Annotated in this window: 13 protein-coding genes; 6 read left to right on the forward strand and 7 right to left on the reverse strand. The window is 70.9% G+C overall.

What is annotated here, in order from left to right; translation table 11 throughout:
* Window positions 1–8 precede the first annotated feature (8 nt).
* Both dhaL and ptsP read left to right on the forward strand, forming a co-directional pair.
* The gene (gene dhaL, locus G406_RS0137140) at window positions 9–656 is read left to right on the forward strand and encodes a dihydroxyacetone kinase subunit DhaL (protein ID WP_156935354.1); all 648 of its coding nucleotides are present in this window, start codon (window positions 9–11) and stop codon (window positions 654–656) included.
* Entirely contained in the window at window positions 653–3,157 is a 2,505-nt protein-coding gene (gene ptsP, locus G406_RS0137145; RefSeq protein WP_245607354.1) for a phosphoenolpyruvate--protein phosphotransferase, read from the forward strand. The genes dhaL and ptsP overlap by 4 nt, the downstream gene beginning before the upstream one ends.
* Window positions 3,158–3,452: 295 nt before the next feature.
* Here the strand turns inward: ptsP and G406_RS0137150 are convergent, their stop codons facing one another.
* Together G406_RS0137150 and G406_RS0137155 are read right to left on the reverse strand one after the other, a co-directional pair.
* Entirely contained in the window at window positions 3,453–4,283 is an 831-nt protein-coding gene (locus G406_RS0137150; RefSeq protein ID WP_028937777.1) for an NAD-dependent epimerase/dehydratase family protein, read from the reverse strand.
* Between the two features lie 72 nt (window positions 4,284–4,355).
* Window positions 4,356–5,231 (reverse strand): LysR family transcriptional regulator, encoded by an 876-nt coding sequence (locus G406_RS0137155; protein WP_028937778.1) that lies wholly within the window; start codon window positions 5,229–5,231, stop codon window positions 4,356–4,358.
* Window positions 5,232–5,310: 79 nt separating this feature from the next.
* Between G406_RS0137155 and G406_RS0137160 the strand changes: the two genes are divergently transcribed.
* The 4 genes from G406_RS0137160 (at window position 5,311) to G406_RS0137175 (ending at window position 9,801) form a co-directional block, all read left to right on the forward strand.
* Window positions 5,311–7,044, forward strand: a complete 1,734-nt coding sequence (locus G406_RS0137160) for a pyruvate dehydrogenase (RefSeq protein WP_028937779.1) — start codon at window positions 5,311–5,313, stop codon at window positions 7,042–7,044.
* A gap of 21 nt (window positions 7,045–7,065) precedes the next feature.
* Window positions 7,066–8,157 (forward strand): DNA alkylation repair protein, encoded by a 1,092-nt coding sequence (locus tag G406_RS0137165; protein WP_028937780.1) that lies wholly within the window; start codon window positions 7,066–7,068, stop codon window positions 8,155–8,157.
* A gap of 36 nt (window positions 8,158–8,193) precedes the next feature.
* Window positions 8,194–8,904 carry an aminoglycoside 3'-phosphotransferase gene (locus G406_RS0137170; RefSeq protein ID WP_245607355.1) on the forward strand — a complete coding sequence of 237 codons (711 nt, stop codon included), beginning with the start codon at window positions 8,194–8,196 and terminating at the stop codon, window positions 8,902–8,904.
* Between the two features lie 219 nt (window positions 8,905–9,123).
* The gene (locus G406_RS0137175; RefSeq protein WP_156935355.1) at window positions 9,124–9,801 is read left to right on the forward strand and encodes a hypothetical protein; all 678 of its coding nucleotides are present in this window, start codon (window positions 9,124–9,126) and stop codon (window positions 9,799–9,801) included.
* A gap of 40 nt (window positions 9,802–9,841) precedes the next feature.
* Here the strand turns inward: G406_RS0137175 and G406_RS0137180 are convergent, their stop codons facing one another.
* From G406_RS0137180 to G406_RS58600, 5 genes are read right to left on the reverse strand one after another with little or no spacing between them, the layout of a single operon-like run.
* Window positions 9,842–10,876 carry a 2-hydroxyacid dehydrogenase gene (locus tag G406_RS0137180; protein WP_211241396.1) on the reverse strand — a complete coding sequence of 345 codons (1,035 nt, stop codon included), beginning with the start codon at window positions 10,874–10,876 and terminating at the stop codon, window positions 9,842–9,844.
* Between the two features lie 2 nt (window positions 10,877–10,878).
* Window positions 10,879–11,502 carry a histidine phosphatase family protein gene (locus G406_RS0137185; RefSeq protein WP_028937784.1) on the reverse strand — a complete coding sequence of 208 codons (624 nt, stop codon included), beginning with the start codon at window positions 11,500–11,502 and terminating at the stop codon, window positions 10,879–10,881.
* A 3-nt stretch (window positions 11,503–11,505) separates the two neighbouring features.
* The gene (locus tag G406_RS0137190; protein WP_028937785.1) at window positions 11,506–12,990 is read right to left on the reverse strand and encodes an FGGY-family carbohydrate kinase; all 1,485 of its coding nucleotides are present in this window, start codon (window positions 12,988–12,990) and stop codon (window positions 11,506–11,508) included.
* Window positions 12,987–14,618, reverse strand: a complete 1,632-nt coding sequence (locus G406_RS52205) for an FGGY-family carbohydrate kinase (protein WP_064743147.1) — start codon at window positions 14,616–14,618, stop codon at window positions 12,987–12,989. Before G406_RS52205 ends, G406_RS0137190 begins: the two co-directional genes overlap by 4 nt.
* Before the next feature lie 9 nt (window positions 14,619–14,627).
* A complete protein-coding gene (locus G406_RS58600) occupies window positions 14,628–16,709 on the reverse strand; it encodes an RbtT/DalT/CsbX family MFS transporter (RefSeq protein ID WP_064743148.1) in 2,082 nt (693 codons plus the stop codon).
* Window positions 16,710–16,790 lie beyond the last annotated feature (81 nt).

Here is a 16,790-nt window from a genome sequence, read left to right on the forward strand (position 1 = left end):
TGACGGAGATGGACGCAGTGGACGTTGCGGCACTGGGCCGCTGGCTGGACGAGTTCGCCAGGCTGGTCGGTGAGCACAAGCAGCACCTGATCCAGCTCGACTCGGCGATCGGCGACGCCGACCACGGGACGAACATGGATCGCGGCATGTCGGCGGTGATCGCCGCGCTGGACGGCGCGGAGCTGCCGGATGTCGGCGCCCTGTTCAAGAAGGTCGCGACGACGATGATCAGTGCGGTCGGCGGCGCCAGCGGCCCGCTGTACGGCACGTTCTTCCTGCGGATGGCCACCGCGGCGGGGCCGGTCGACTCACTCGACGGGCCCGCCTTCGCCAAGGCGCTGCGTGCCGGGCTGGACGGTGTGGTCGCCAGGGGCAAGGCCGAGGCTGGTGACAAGACGATGTACGACGCGTTGGCGCCCGCCGTCGATGCGCTGGACGACGCGCTCGGCGCCGGCAAGCCCCTGACGGAGGCATTGAGCGACGCGGCGGACGCCGCCGCGCGCGGGCGGGACGCAACGAAGGACCTGGTCGCACGCAAGGGCCGGGCCAGCTACCTCGGCGAACGCAGCGTCGGGCACCAGGATCCGGGTGCGACATCGGCAGCGCTGCTGATCTCGGCGACCTCGGCTCTGACTTCGACGTCGACGAAAGGTTGAGCGAGACAGTGGTCGGGATCGTCGTCGTCTCCCACAGCAGAGCACTGGCCGATGCCGCGGTGGCGTTGGCCGGTGAGATGCTGCACGGCCAGTCGGTGCCCCTCGAGGTCGCCGCTGGTCTGGACGACACCACGTTCGGCACCGACGCCGCCGCGATCGCCGAGGCGGTCACGGCAGCGGACACCGCATCGGCCGGTGCCGGCGTCGTCGTGTTGATGGACATGGGCAGCGCGGTGCTGTCCGCCGAGCTCGCGCTGGAGCTGGTCGAGCCGGACGTCCGGGAACGAGCGGTGCTGTGCCCGGCGCCGCTGGTGGAGGGGCTGGTCGTCGCCTCGGTCAGCGCCGCGGGCGGTGCCACGCGGGCCGAGGTCGCCGCCGAAGCGGTCAGCGGGCTCGCCGGCAAGATCGCGCAGCTCGGCGCGGAGCAGGCCCAGGCGCCCTCCGAGGACGAGACGCCGGAGTTCCCCGCGACCGGGTCGTTCACCGTGGCGAACCCGCACGGCCTGCACGCCCGGCCGGCCTCGCGGTTGGCGAGCCAGCTGCGCGGTGTCGACGCGGAGGTCCAGCTGCGCAACGGGACGACCGGATCGCGCTGGGTGTCGGCGGTGAGCCTGTCGAAGCTGGCAACGCTCGGTGTCCTGTGCGGCCACGAGCTGCAGGTCAGGGCCAGGGGCCGGCAGGCAGACGCGGCGATCGAGCAGCTGGTCGAGCTGGCCGGACGCAACTTCGACGAGACCCCCGGCCAGGACGCGATCGGCGGACGCGGGGTGGCCGACTATCCGACCAACGAGCAGTCGGTGTGCGCGGTCGGCGCGCGGCGGCCGATCGGTGCCTCGCCCGGTCTCGGGATCGGCCCGGCGTGGCTGCCCTCGGCGCACCGGGCGCCGATCGCCGTGCCCGACCAGCCGGCCGAAACGCCGGAGGTCGAATGGCAGCGCGTCGAGCAGGCCCTCGAAGCGACGCGCGGGGAGATCGAACAGGTGCGGGAACGCACCGCGCGGGAGATCGGCAAGAGCGACGCGGCGATCTTCGACGCGCACCTCGCGCTGCTGGAGGACCCCGAGCTGGTGCAGGGCGCCCGTCGGCGCATCGACAGCGGCCAGGCCGCGCCGGGCGCCTGGTCGGCCGCCGTCGTCGAGGTGCACGACGAGCTGGCCGCGCTCGCCGATCCCTACCTGCGGGCGAGGGCGGCGGACGTCGACGCGGTCGGTGAACAGGTGCTTCGTGCGCTGCTCGGCGAAGAGGCCACACCGGTGCCGACGATCGATCGGGACGGCGTGCTGGTCGCGGCCGACCTGACCCCGGCCGAGGCGGCCGGGCTGGACCGCAACCGGGTGGCCGCCGTGGTGCTCGCCTACGGCAGCCCCACCGCGCACAGTGCGATCCTGCTGCGCGCGCTCGGCATCCCCGCGGTCGTCGCCGCCGGGGCCAAGGTCCTCGACATCGAGGAGGGCACGCCGCTCGCGGTGGACGGCGCGCGCGGCGAGCTGATCGTCAACCCGGATCCGAAGACCCGCGACGGGTTCCTGGACCGTGCCGCCGCACTGGCGAAGCGGGAACGGCAGGCGCGGGTGCGGGCCACCTCGGCAGCCCTGACCAGCGACGGCGTCGAGATTCCGGTCGGCGCCAACATCGGGTCGGTTCGGGACGCGCGGCTGGCCAGCACGGACGGCGCCGACTTCGCCGGGCTGGTCCGTACCGAGTTCCTGTTCCTCGACCGGGAGCAGGCGCCCGACTCGGAAGAGCAGGAGGCCACGTACCGGGAGATCGCGGCGGCGCTGAACGGCAGGCGGATCACCCTGCGCACGCTCGACGTCGGTGGCGACAAGCCACTCGGGTACCTGCCGATGCCCGCCGAGGCCAACCCGTTCCTCGGGCTGCGCGGCCTGCGGTTGTCGCTGGCCCGGCCGGAGCTGCTCACCGAGCAGCTGCTCGCCATCGTCCGGGTGGCGCACGACGCACCGATCGACCTGATGTTCCCGATGGTCAGCACCCTCGACGAGCTGTTCGGCGCGCGCCGGCTGCTCGACGACGCGATCAAGCAGGTCGGCCGGGGCGAACCCGCTGAGCTGCGGGTCGGCATCATGGTCGAGGTCCCGGCCACCGCGCTGAAGGCCGCCGCGTTCGTGCCGCACGTCGACTTCTTCAGCATCGGCACGAACGACCTCACCCAGTACACGCTGGCGTCCGAACGGGGCAACGACGCCGTCGCCGCCCTCGGCGACCCGCTCGACCCCGGTGTGCTGAAGCTCATCGACCAGGTGTGCCGGGCGTCCGGCCCGGGCACCCCGGTCTCGGTGTGCGGCGAGCTCGCCGCCGACGAGCAGGCCACCGCGCTGCTGCTGGGTCTCGGGGTGGACAAGCTCTCGGTGACCCCGAGGGCCGTCCCCTCGGTCAAGCAGGCGGTGCGCGGCGTGAACCGCTCCGAGGCCCGCACCCTGGCGACGTCGGCCCTGGCTGCCACCAGCGCCGACGAGGTCCGCGCCCTCCTCCCCCCGTGAGTGGCAAGTGGTCCTACCCCGAAGGGGCGCCGAAGGCGTAGCAACCCTGGGCACTCACGACGAAAAGCGTGTCGTGAGTGCCCAGGGTTGCTATAGGACCACTTGCCACTCACGAAAGCCGGGTACGAGCGGATCAGCACGTCAGGGCTGCACGCAGCTCGGAGTGCACAGTCCCGGGGTCCTCGTGAGTGCTGAGGCCGCCTATAGCCGGTCTACGCACTCACGACGGAAGAGCTGTCGTGAGTGCGTAGACCGGCTACGCTTCGCGCCCCTTCGGGGTAGACGGCCTCATCACTCACGAGGGAGGGAGCCAGGGCAGGGCGGTTCGGGCTCGGGCGCCGGTTACCTGCTGGTCCAGGTGGAATGCCTCCGCTATCGGGCCCATGAGGGCTACCGCCTCCGGCAGCGACAGGTGGGTGAGGGTCTCGGGCAGGCCGGCCTCGCGGGCCGCCGCGGTCAGCACCTCGGCCTGGGTCGGGTAGCCCTCGGCCACCCCGGCGTAGACGGAGCCGGCGGGTGCGTGCAGCGCGAGCACGTACAGCTCGGCGATGTCGTCGACGTGCACCGTGGACCAGTGGTTGCCGCCGTCACCCACACACGGCACCGCGCCCCCGCCGCGTGCCGCCGACAGGTAGAACGTCTCGAGCAGGCCTCCCGACTTGCCGTAGACCAGGCCGGGCATGACCAGGACCGGGCGGCCGGGGCGCTCCAGCACCAGCTTCTCGTTCGCCGCCCGCCAGGCCACCAGCGCGGGCGGCGCCTGCGGAGCGTCCTCGTCGACCACGCCGTCGGTGTCGCCGTACACCCAGGTGCCGCCGGTGTGCACGTACGCGCCCCGGTCGCCGAGCCCGGCCTGCATCGCCTCGGACGCGGTCCGGTCGATGTCCGCGCCGTCGGCCTCGGCGGCCTGACCGAGGTGGATCACCCCGTCCGAGGCGCGCGCGGCCCCGGTGAGGACCTCGGCGTCGGTGAGCGTGCCGAGGACCGGCGTCGCGCCCAGCCCGGCGACGATCTCGGCGGACCGGTCCGTGCGGACCAGTGCGCTCGCCGCGATGCCGTGGCGGCGCAGCGCCGCGAGTGTGGCGCGTCCGATGTAGCCGGAGCCGCCGGTCACGAATACCTGCATCACGAGGACCTTTCGTCGAGGGATCAACACTCTCGACGATCCGCCGGGACCGGGTGCGCCGTCCAAGACCCTTTACGGCGTTCCTGATACCTCAGCGGTATCAGCGACGGCGAGCTCCACGAACTCGTCGATCAGCGCGTCGCGCCGGGACTGCTCCCAGACGATCGCGACCTGGCTCGGCCCGATGTCGGTGATCAGCACGCTGCTCACATCGGGCCTGCGGTAGAACGCGGCGGTCGACTCGGGCAGCACCACGACACCCTGCCCGGCCGCGACCAGTTCCAGCTTCTCCTCGACGCTGCGCACCGGAACCGGCGGGCTCGCCGCCGGTGACCGCAGTTCGGTGGCGATGTCCCGCCACTCCGGCACCACGTCCGGCGGCTGGATCAGGTGTTCGTCGGCGAGATCGTTGATGCTGACCGACTCCTTCCCTGCCAGGCGGTGCTCGGCGGGCACGACGACCGTCCGGGGTTCGCGCAGCAGCGGCCGGATGCCCAATCCTCGCGGCTCGACGGGCAACCGGACGTAGCTGACGTCGACCCGGCCGTCGCGCAGCACCTCGACCTGTGTGTCCCAGCCGGTGCGCAGCACCTCGACGGTCAGCTCGGGATGCCGGGCACGCAGCGCGCGCACCGGTCCGGTCACGATCAGCCCCGGCATGAACCCCACGGCGAACGTGCGTGCACCCCGCGCGGCGCGCCGCGCTCTGCGAGCTACCGCGTCGGCTTCGGCCAGCAGATGCACCGCGTCGGCCAGCAGCTGCTCGCCGGCCGGGGTGAGCGCGGTGCCCCGCTTGTCCCGCTCGAACAGCCGCACCTTCAGCTCGTCCTCGAACGCCCGGATCTGGCGCGACAGCACCGGCTGGGCGATGTGCAACGCGTCGGCGGCCCGCCCGAAGTTCAGGTGCTCGGCGACGGCGACGAAGTACCTCAGCTTCCGTAGGTCCACCGGGTCACCGTCCCTCCCGCGAGTGGGGGTTCTCAGTTGAGGCGGCCGACCCACCTACTTTCACACTAGCCTTCGAGGTATGGCTTACACGGTTGCCGATCAGATGATCGAGGTGCTCGTCCAGGCCGGCGTTCGACGGGTGTACGGGCTGGTGGGAGACAGTCTCAACCCGCTGGCCGATGCGATCCGACGCAACCCGGACATCACCTGGGTGCACGTCCACAACGAGGAGGCGGCCGCGCTCGCCGCCGCGTCCGAGGCACAGCTCACCGGGCAGCTGGCGGTGTGCGCGGGCAGCTGCGGGCCGGGCAACACCCACCTGGTGCAGGGGCTCTTCGACGCGCACCGCAGCGGTGCCCCGGTACTGGCGATCGCCTCGCACATCCCGTCCACCCAGATCGGCACCAACTACTTCCAGGAGACCCACCCGCAGCAGCTGTTTCTGGAATGCAGCGCCTACTGCGAGCTGGTCTCACGGCCCGAGCAGCTTCCTCGTATGCAGCGCATCGCGATGCAGACCGCGCTCGCCCGAGGGGGTGTCGGCGTCCTGGTGCTTCCCGGCGACCTCGGCGGTGAGCCGGCTGCGCACCCGACCGGGCACACCGACCTGGTCGTGGCCCGGTCGGTCGGGCAGCCGCACCCGGACAAGGTGACCGCGCTCGCCGAGAAGATCAACGCGGCCGGCACGGTCACGCTGTTCGTCGGCGCCGGGATCCGCGATGCCCGCGACGAGGTCCTGGAGCTGGCCGGGAAGGTCCACTCGCCGATCGGGCATTCGCTCGGCGGCAAGGAGTGGATCCAGTACGACAACCCGTACGACGTCGGCATGAGCGGCCTGCTCGGCTACGGCGCCTGTTACGAGGCGACGCACGAGTCCGACCTGCTGATCCTGCTCGGCACCGACTTCCCGTACGACACGTTCCTGCCGCAGGCCCGCACCGTGCAGGTCGATCGCGATGCCTCTCACCTGGGCAGACGCACGCTGCTCGACCTCGGCGTCGAGGGCGACGTCGGGGCCACGCTGCGTGCCGTGCTGCCGTTGGTGCAGCAGAAGTCGGACCGCGGCTTCCTCGACCGCATGCTGCGTAAGCACGCCTCGGTGCTAGAGAAGGTCGTGTCGGCCTACACCGAGCGGGTCGAGAAGCTGCGGCCGGTGCACCCGGAGTACGTGGCGGCGCTGCTCGACGAGGCGCTCGACGACGACGCGATCATCACGGTCGACACCGGCATGTGCAACGTGTGGGCGGCGCGCTACCTGACCCCGACCGGGCGGCGCCGGATCATCGGTTCGTTCCGGCACGGCACCATGGCCAACGCACTGCCGCACGCGATCGGGGCGGCGTTCGCCGAGCCGGGTCGCCAGGTCGTGTCGATGTCCGGCGACGGCGGGCTGACCATGCTGCTCGGCGAGCTGCTCACCGTCGCCGAGCACGACCTGCCGGTCAAGATCGTGGCGTTCAACAACGGTTCGCTCGGCATGATCCGGCTGGAGATGATGGTCGCCGGATACCCGTCGTTCGAGACCGACCACGGCGTCGCCGACCTGGCCGGCATCGGCAGGGCCGCCGGCATCCCGTCGGTCGCGGTCGACGACCCGGCCGACCTACCGAAGGCGCTGCGCACCGCCCTGCAGAGCCCCGGCCCGTACCTGGTCGACGTGCGCACCGACCCGAACGCCCTGTCCATCCCACCGCACATCACCGCGAGCCAGGTCCGGGGCTTCGCGCTCGCGGCGACCAGGACGGTCCTGGACGGCGGGGTGGGCAAGATGATCGAACTCGCCCGCAGCAACCTCCGCAGCATCCCCCGCTAGCCACTCAGGGATGATCACCTCATGCCTACTGCTGACGAGTTGCTCGGCGCCTCGGTGGTGCGGGAGCTGATCGACTGTCTGGCCGTCGCCGCGCCGGGGCAGGAGCCGGTCGAGCTTCGGCGGGTGGCGGACTCGTTGGACGGACAGACGCTGTCCGAGCGGGCCCGCGCGGTCCGGGACGCACTGCTGACCGATCTGCCGGGTGGGTACCTGCCGTTCGTGGCGATCGTGGATCGGGCGTTGAACCAGGCCGGGTTCACCGGCTGGATGATCTGGCCGGTCACCGAGGCGCTCGCGGTGCTGTCCGTCGAAGCCGACGAGCTGGAGGGCGGCCTTGAGCTGCTCGCCCGGCTCACCCCGAGGCTGACCGGTGAGTTCGCCATCCGCACGTTCCTGGACAGCGACCTCGACCGCACGCTCACCGTCGTCCACACCTGGACGAAGCACCACGACGAACACGTACGCAGGCTGGCGAGCGAAGGCACACGGCCCCGGCTGCCCTGGGCGCGGCGGGTACCGGCGATCATGGAACGGCCCGCTCTCGAGGTGCTGGACGCGCTGTACCGGGACCCGTCGCCGTACGTGCGGCGCTCGGTGGCGAACCACCTCAACGACATCAGCCGCGCGGACCCCGAGCTGGTCGCCGCGACCGCGCGGCGGTGGCTGGCCGACCCGGACGACAACACCGCCTCGCTCGTGCGACACGCGCTGCGCACCCTGGTCAAAGCAGGTGACCCGGAGGCGTTGCTGCTGCTGGGTTTCGGACCGCCGGCCGATGTCGAGGTCGGCGAGCTGCGGCTGGGCGGGACGGCCGTGCCCGAGGGCGGTGAGCTGCGGTTCGACGCCACGGTGCGCAACCACGGGACGCAGGCCGTCACGCTCGTCATCGACTACGTCGTCCACCACCGCAAGGCCAACGCGACGCTCGCGCCGAAGGTCTTCAAACTCGCCACCCGCACGCTCGACCCGGGCGCCGAGGTGACGGTCGGCAAGACCCATTCGTTCCGGCCGATCAGCACCCGGCGCTACTACCCCGGCGAGCACGCCATCGAGCTGCAGGTCAACGGCGTCCGCTACGGCCGATGCACGTTCGAGCTGGACGGAACCCGGTAGCTGCCGACTCGTAAACTGAATCTTGTGTTCTCTGGAGTGCCAGCAGACGTCCACGTCCCATCGAGCGTGCGACGGCTGGCCGGCACGGACGAGACCAGGCCAGTGTGGCTCAACGAGGCGGGCGGTCTGACGTTCGAGCTGGTCACGAGCACCGGCGGACGGTTCGTCAAATGGATGCCGGCCGGTGACAGCCCGATCGACCTGGCGGGCGAAGCGGACCGGCTGCGGTGGGCGAGCGCCTTCACGCCGGTACCTCGGGTGCTGGAGCTCGGCTCGGACGACGACGGTACGTGGATGCTCACCGAGGCGCTGACCGGGGAGAACGCGGTCAGCGAACCGTGGAAGAGTCGGCCGGCGGTGGCCGTCGCGGCGATCGGTGCTGGCCTGCGGGCCTTCCACGACGCGCTCCCGGTCACGGACTGCCCGTTCCGGTGGCAACCGGAGGAGGGCTGGACACCCGGCACCCCGGCGCCGCCGACGATCGACGAGCCGGTGGTGTGCCACGGTGACAGCTGCGCGCCGAACACGCTGATCGGTGCCGACGGGCGCTGCAGCGGTCACGTCGACCTCGGCGCACTGGGTGTCGGCGACCGCTGGGCGGACCTGGCGATCGCCACCTGGAGCACCGTGTGGAACTACGGCCCCGGCTGGGAGAACCTGCTGCTCGACGCGTACGGCATCGAACCGGACGCCGAACGCACCGCGTACTACCGGACGCTCTGGGGCAGCGAACCCACGTCGGTCTGATTACTGTGTGTCACGAATCTGGCGATCTTCACGGTCGGTTGATAGTCGACCCCCCAAGGTAACGACAGTGACGCGGTGGGCGACACTGCTCCCGGGGGTTGCTCTTGCCGTTGAGCGACCGGCGTCAGAGGGTCACCCACATTGACTTATCCGGACTCAGTCTTCAACCTACCGCCGAGCGAGGCTCCGGTTCAGCGACCGAAGCCGATCGTCGGCATCGTGCTGCTGGCACTGGCGGTCGTCGGTGCCGGTGGGTTGTTCGTCGCGCCGGTGCGGCTCATCGCGATGGGGTTCCTGATCGTGCTGACCGCGGTGGTCGCGCTGGTCTGGTTCCGGGTCCGCGAGCGCACGACGATGGTCCTGACCGTCGTCACCCTCGGTGTGCTGGGTGTCGGCCTGGGTATCGGCATCGCGGTCCTGCTCGCCGGGCGTTTCGGGGCGGACGAGGCGACTGCGCCGCCGCCCGGTGTGGAGTCGACATCCACGCAGGGTGACGGCGGGTTCGTCGGACCGGCCGCCCCGTCGGGTGTCGAGCCGCCGCCTGCCCCGTTGCCGCCGGCCACCAGCAACGCCAAGCCGAAGCCGAGCGTCAAGCCCACTGCCACCCCGAAGCCCACCACGACCGCGAAGCCCGACGCCGCGAAGCCGGACGCGGCCAAGGACAAGGACGAGAAGGACAGGGCGTCCAGCGAGGCCGAGCCGAAGAAGGAACGCCCGAAGTGTTCGTTCGGCGACGTCAAACCCAACCCGGACGGTTCCGCCGAGCTGTGCGGCTCGAACGGCAACTGGGAACACGCCGAGCAGGACAGCAAGGGCGACTGGCACCGCGCCGACCCCGACTCACCCAGCTCCCGGAACAACTACGGCGAGTACGGCTACTTCGGCGACGACAACTGACCTCGTGAGTGTTGAGTGTGGCTATAGCCGCACTCAACACTCACGAAGGGCTGAGGGCCTCCGGGTTGGCGCAGTGCAGGGGTGGTTCGCCGCGTAGGAAGCGGGCCACGTCGGCCGCCAGGATCGTGGCCGCCTTCGCCGCGGTCTGTTTGCTCGCACCGGCCAGGTGCGGGGTCATCACGATGTTCGGCGTGGTCAGCAGACGGGAGCCGGCCGGGATGGGCTCTTCGGGGAACACGTCGAAGCCGGCGCCGAACAGGTGCCCGGAGTCCAGTGCGTCGCACACCGCGTCGTAGTCGACCAGTGCTCCGCGCGCGCAGTTGACCAGCACCGCGCCCGGCGGCATCGCGGCGATCTGTTCCCGGCCGATCATGCCCTTGGTCTCCTCGCTGACCCGCGCGTGCAGTGACACGACGGCGGACCGGCGCAGCAGGTCGTCCAGCTCGACCTGCTCGGCGATCCCGTCCAACGCCCCCGGTTTCAGATACGGGTCGTGGACCAGCACCTTCGCGCCGAACCCGGCGACCATCCGCGCGACGCGGCTGCCGATCGCGCCGTAGCCGATCAGGCCGACGTAGGAGTTCTCCAGCTCCGGGCCGACCTCCTGGTACTGGTACAGGTCGCCGCGCCACACCCCGCCGCGCAGCTCGGCGTGGGTCGCCGGGATGCGGCGCATCGCGGAGAGCATCACCGCCATGGTGTGCTCCGCGGTGGCGACGGCATTGCGCCCGGGTGCGAACGTCACCGCGACACCGTGCCGGGTCGCGGCCTCGATGTTGGCGTTGACCGGGCCGCCCCGGCTGATGCCGAACAGCTTCAGCGACGGTGACGCCTGCAGGACCTTCTCGGTGAGCCCGGCCAGCTGCGTCACACAGATCTGGGCACCGTCGAGCGCGGCGATCAGCTCGTCCTCGGTGCCGGACGCCTCGTCGACCTCGCCGACCCGGCCGAACGGCTCGATCGGCCACGGCAACGTCAGCTCGGCGAACTCGACCTCCTGATCGACCTCGGCCCGAATCGCTTCGACGAACAGGCGGCTCAGCACGAAATGGTCACCGGCGGCGAGGATGCGGATGGTCATGTGGGTTCTCCGGAGATGATCGGCGTGTTGAACTGCAGGAGAGCGGTCGGGTCGCCCGGTTCGACGCGGATCTCGGTGATCCCGCAGTTGCGGACGAAGGGGAACAGACGGCGGTACTCCGACAGGGCCACGCCGATGAGCGAGCACAGCGCCAGCCGGATGGCCGTGGTGTGCGCGACGACCAACACCCGTCCGTCCGGGTGGTGCGCCGCGATGTCGTCCAGGCAGTCGATGAAGCGTTCGGCCGCCGAGGCAGGGTGCTCGCCGTCGGGCAGGTGGTGGGCGACCGGGTCGTTCTGGAAGGCGGCCAGCTCCACCGGGAACCGGCCGCGCATGTCGGCCGTGGTCAGGCCCTCGGCCCGACCGAAGTTCAGCTCGCGTAACCGCTCGTCGACCTGGCAGTCCATGCCGGTCGCCTCCGCGCAGGCCTCGGCGGTGCGCCGCGCCCGGCTCAGCGGTGAGCACCAGATGGCGGCAAGCCCCGCGCTCTTGGCCCAGTCGGCGAGCTGCCGGGCCTGTTCGAGGCCGTGCTCGGTGAGCTCGACATCGGTGGTTCCGGCATACCGGTTGTCGGCGTGCCACACCGTCTCGCCGTGCCTCACCAGTACCAGCCTGGTCATCGATCATCTCCTCGTAGTGGCATGGACCTGCTCCGCGACCTGGCCGGGCAGCCAGCCCCGGCCCGCGAGCTCGTCGACCAGCCGCAGGTAGGGCTCGGTGAAGCGGCCCGCGACGTCGGTTCGCGGGTCGATGACGTCGCCGATGCGGACCATCTCGGCGGCGACCTCGGCGGGCACCCGGCCCGGGGTCGCGGCCAGCAGCGCCATGCCGAGCGCGGGCTCCGCACTGGTCGGCAGCTTCACCGGACGCCCGAGCACGTCCGCGCGCAGCTGGCACCAGTACCGGCTGCGGGTGCCACCGCCGGTGAGCAGCAGGTCCCCGTCGACCGGCGCACCCAGCGAGGCCAGGTAGTCGAAGCACAGCCGCTCGACGTAGCTGATGCCCTGCAGCATCGCGGCGTACAGCTCGTGGTCGTCGCGCGGGGTGCCCAGGACGAACGCCTCGGCGTCCGGCGCGACGAACGGGAACCGCTCCCCGCGCGCCGAGGCCAGCGGGTAGGCGAGCACACCGGCCGGCTCGAAGTCCGACGCGCGCGAGCCCAGCTCATCGAGGTCGCGGTCCGGGAACCGGCGGCTGATCGCACCCGCGCCGGTACCGGACGCGCCGCCGGGCAGCCAGCGGCCGTCCGGGGACTTGTGCGAGTACACGACGCCGAGCGGGTCGGTCAGCAGCTCGGACGTGACGCCCTTGAGTACGAGTGTCGTGCCCAGCACCGAGTTCCAGCTGCCCACGGCGAGCGCACCGGCGCCGAGCTGGGCCGCGCAACCGTCGGTGCAGCCGGAGATCACCGGGGTGCCCTCCGGGAGGCCGGTCACCGAGGCGGCGTCGGCGCACACGGTGCCGATCTGTGTCCCTGGCCGGACGAGCTCGGGCAGCAGCCGCGCCGGGACGCCGAGCGTGTCCAGGACGTCGGTCGGCCAGCTCTCGTTGATCAGATCGGCGCCGGTCTTCAGTGCGTTGGACAGATCCGTGGCGACCGGCCGTCCGACCAGCGCGTTGTTGATGAAGTCCGCCTGGTGTGCGAGCCGCGCACGGCCCGGCGCGGCCAGCTCGGGATGTTCACCGAGCAGCCACAGCAGCTTCGGCAGCGCCCAGGCGGGCTGCATCCTGCGGTAGCCGAGGCTCGCCCAGACCGTCGCGCCGACCTCGTTGACCCGGTCGACGTGACCGGCCGCGCGCGTGTCGTCGTACATCAGGCCCGGGGTCAGCGGGCGCCCGTCCGCCGGGTCGACCAGTAGCACCGTGCCGGACGTGCCGTCGACCGACACCCCGGCGACGTCGGCACCCGCGAGCGAGCCCAGCGCGGAGCCGCAGGACGACCGGACTGCCTGCCACCAGGTCGCCGGGTCCTGCGAGTGCCGGGCGCCGTCGCGGTTGCTCGCCAGCTTCGCGGTCCCCGATCCGAGGATTTCGCCGGTCGCGGACACCGCCAGCGTGCGCACACTCTGGGTGCCCAGGTCGATCCCGACCCAGACCCGCTGCGTCATGGTGCTCTCCGATCCGGTTGCGTCGGGTGGGTGACGGTCTGCTGGTTCGGGCGGACCCGGTAGCCCTCCTCGCGGGCCAGCTCGGCGGGGCGCAGCGCCGGGATGGGGCCGGCCGAGGTGAGGCTCGGCGCGCGCGTGCGCATCCGGGCCAGCCGGGGCCAGCCTTCGCCCGCGATCTCGCGCAGCGCCAGGAAGTCCCGATAGAGCTCGGTGTACTCGGCGTGGGCCTCGGCGTCGGGCGCGAACGTGTCGCGCACGGTCACGTACCGGCCGACCGCGCTGGACACATCCGGGCTGGCCCGGGTGTACGTCGCGCCGAGGACCATCGCGCCGCGCGCCCCGATTTCGCTGTCCGACGACCGCGACGTCGGGACGCCGGTGATGTCCGCGATCAGCTGGCACCACGTCGCGCTCGCCGCGCCGCCGCCGCAGACCCGCAGCTCGGTGGGCGCCACGGTGGACGTGGCCAGGCAGTCGGCGATCACCAGGGTCAACCCTTCCAACACCGCCCGCGCCACGTGCGACCGGGTGTGCTCGAAGGACAGGCCCATGAGCGAGCCGCGCGCGGCATCGTTCAGGAACGGGGCGCGTTCACCGGCGGGCGACAGGTACGGCAGGAAGGACAGACCGCCGGCACCCGGAGGTACCTCGCGCGCCAGCTCGCCCAGATCGCCGGGGCTGTCCAGCCCCAGCATCCGGCAGGCCCACTGGATCACCTCGCCGCCCGCGAGAGTCGGCAGCGCCCGCAGCATCCGATCCGGGACGCCGAGCGGAATGGTCAGCCCGGCCGGCGGACCGGCCAGCGCGGCGTCCAGGGCCGCGGAGTCGATCACCATCTCGGTGCACAGCGTGGTGCCGAGGATGCTGCACGCCTGACCGGGCTCGACGGCACCGCAGCCGACCGACGTCGACGCGATGTCGTACGAGGACAGCACCACCGCCGTGCCCTCCGGCACGCCCAGCTGCGCGGCGGCCACCGCGCTCAGCTCGGCGACCCGGCGCCGCCCGTCGAGGATCTCGGGCAGCAGCGACCGGGCCCACGCCATGTCGAACCGCTGCAGCAGCATGGTGGAGTACTCACCGGTCCTCGGATCGACGAACGGCGCCGCCGCATCCGAGGAGTCGACCCCGACCCGCCCGGTCAGCTTCGAGAACAGCCAGCCGCCGCAGGTCAGCGCCGCCGAACTGCGGCGCAACCGATCGGGGTTGTAGCGCCGCAGCCAGGTGAGGATCGCGTGCGGCAACCCGGCGAACCCCATCGAGCCGTTGACCCGGAACGCGTCCTCCAACAGCCCGTCCGACCGCCACTGCTCGACGATCGCCGCGGCTCTGCCGTCGTTCCACAGGATCGCCGGCCCGGTGGGCCTGCCCAGGTTGTCGACCAGCCAGCAGCCGTCACCCTGCGCGGTCAGCGCAAGGTAGTCCGGCGGTTCGTCCAGCTCGGCGACCACGGTGCGCACGGCGTGCACGACCGCATTCCACACCTCCGCCATGTCCTGCTCGACCCAGCCTGCCTGGCGTCTGGCCAGGGTCGTCTCCTGCCGGACCACACACGACTCGACCCCGTCGCCGTCGTACCCGACGGCCTTGATCATGGTTGTTCCGGCGTCGACGCTGATGACGGACACGGCGTGCTCCTAACGAGCTGCCAGCTCGGCCGGAGCGGGCCGGACGCCGGCCAGGCGGTTCAGCACGAGTGGCAGGCCGATGAGCGAGGTGATGACCGCGTCGGGCTCGTCGAGCTGGGTGGCGGTCGGCGCCGGAGGTGCTTCGCCGCGCAACATCCACACGGTGCGCATGCCCAACGATCGGGCAGGCCGGATGTCGGTGTCGAGCCGATTACCGACGAACACCGCGCGGGACGGCAGGATCCCCGCCTCGGTCAAGGCGTGCTGGAAGATGCGCGGATCGGGCTTCTCGAAGCCGACCCTCGGCGCCAGCGCGATCACCGAGATGTACTGGGCGATGCCGTCCCTGGCCATGGCGTCCAGCACGTTCTCCCTGCTGTTGGCGACCAGCCCGAGCTTGTAGTGGGTGGACAGCGCGGCGAGCGTCGGCGCGACGTCCGGGTAGAGCGCGTCGGTCGGGTAGTCCCAGTGCCGTGCCGCCGTCTCGCTCAGCAGCGCCCGGTCACCGCCGGCGAACGCGTCGGCGACGGCGGTGCGCAGCGACCCCGAGTTCCGGTCGCGCTGCGCGTCGTAGGTCGCCCAGAAGTCGTGCTCCTCGGCGGACGGGTTGATCTCGTGCACCGCCGCCCACAGCGCCTTCGCGTAACAGTCGTCGTCGTAGATCGTGCCGCCGAGGTCGAACAGCACCAGGTCGACGTCGTCGTCCTCCCGAGGAACCCGCATCGCGGGCGGGTGGCCGAGCAGGCTGCCACCGGCAAGGCCGGCGAGCCGCCCGATCGGGCTGCCCTGCTCGGCGCGTTCGGCCACCATCCCGGCCTCGACGTCCTTGGGCAGCTTCAGATTCCACGCCAGTACCGCGGCGATCAGATACAACACGGCGTAGACCCACATGACTGCTGCTAGCCCGAACGGTTTGAGGCAAACAGCGACCACTAGTGGGCCGAGGAACGCCGAGATTCCGGCGCCGAAGTTGAGCGCCGACATTGCGGCGCCTTTTGCATCCGGTGCAAGTGACGGCATCAGCGCGGACAACGGCACGAACCCGGCTAGCACAGCGCCGTAGAAGACGCTGACCAGCATGCAGACCAACATGTTCGGCCCGACTGCAAGGGGCACGTAGTACATGGAGAGCGTCGCTATCGCGCAGCCGATTCCCCCGAACCAGGTGACCGTCTGGCGCCAGCCGACTCTGTCGCCGATGATGCCGAAGGCAAGGTTGAAGATGATGTTGCTGAGGAACATCACAAACACGATATGGAGCCAGTCCGGGCGTGAAAATCCGATTGTGTCGGTGAAGAACACCGGTAGGGCGACGAGAAAGCCGTACTGAGATGAGGTGTTGACCGCGCGGACGAATGCTCCAGCGCCGATCTTGGGACGCTGGTAGAGAATGGTCAGGCTGGCCGCCAGTGTGGCCATCGGCTTTTGCTCCGGTGGCGCCAGTCGAGAGAAGCCGGTGCGTTCGTGCACCGCGAGCAATACGAACAACCCGCCGGCCGTGACGATGCCCAGCGCAAGCCACAGCGTCGCCAAGGATCCGACGAGAGGTATCGACACGCTTGCCAACAGTGCGCCGAGGGTGGGCAGACCACCTGTGAACGCGAACCAGTACCAGCCGACGGCGCTGCCGAGGCGGTTCTGCGGTGTGGATGCCGCGATCCAGACCAGGAAACCGTAGGCGAACAGTGGGTAGCCGAGCCCCCGGAAACCGTAGGTGACCAGCATCAGCGGGTAGTTGTTGATCGGTAGCGCAATCCCGAGCAGTAGGACTTGGAAGACGACCCAGATCGATAGACCGCCCCACATCACTTTGCGCGGGCCGAACAGGTCCGACAGTGCGCCGGAAGCCCACGCCGCCACACCGGCCGCAACCCCATAGACAGTGATCATGACCGCGACGTTGGTCGCGTCGATGCCACGGTCCTTCTCCAGGAAGAGCGCCAGGTAACCGGACTCGACGCCGTCGCCGATCATGAAGATCAGCAGGCCGACGAAGCCCCAGCGCAAGGGCCCCGGCATCCCGAGCCGATCGGCCCAGGTGTGCGTCTCGACGTAGTTGACGGGCTTGTAGCCGTCGGCGACGACCGGCACGAGATCCTCCTTGATCCGACGGGTGATGTTAAGAACCTAAGCATTCTTCACACTGGATCAGCAATACTCCATTGGGATATA

This window comes from Actinospineispora spinosispora DSM 44797 (genome assembly GCF_000429025.1).
Classification (GTDB): Bacteria; Actinomycetota; Actinomycetes; order Mycobacteriales; family Pseudonocardiaceae; genus Pseudonocardia; species Pseudonocardia spinosispora.